This window comes from Corynebacterium sp. HMSC067D03 (assembly GCF_001811185.1).
Classification (GTDB): Bacteria; Actinomycetota; Actinomycetes; order Mycobacteriales; family Mycobacteriaceae; genus Corynebacterium; species Corynebacterium coyleae.
The window spans coordinates 199,414-199,684 of the sequence record NZ_KV803842.1 but is presented as its reverse complement, the minus strand read 5'-3'; the positions used below and the strand labels follow the sequence as shown (position 1 = coordinate 199,684).

1 CRISPR repeat array is annotated in these 271 nt (G+C 69.0%).

Going from position 1 to position 271, the window contains the following annotated elements:
• Nucleotide 1: 1 nt before the first annotated feature.
• A CRISPR array of direct repeats spans nt 2-271; the repeat unit is 26 nt; unit sequence CTTCCCCGCATACGCGGGGGTGGTCC.

Below are 271 nucleotides of genomic sequence, written 5' to 3'. Positions count from 1 at the left end.
TCTTCCCCGCATACGCGGGGGTGGTCCCGGCACAGGCGTGATCGACGCGGACTACCGGGGGTCTTCCCCGCATACGCGGGGGTGGTCCCCGACGAAGAACTCCGCGCCCGCATCGAAGAGCGTCTTCCCCGCATACGCGGGGGTGGTCCCTGCCGGCGCATCAAATCCGGCGCATCCTGCTGGTCTTCCCCGCATACGCGGGGGTGGTCCCACGTCGGCACGCATGGCCGAACTCATCACGTTGTCTTCCCCGCATACGCGGGGGTGGTCC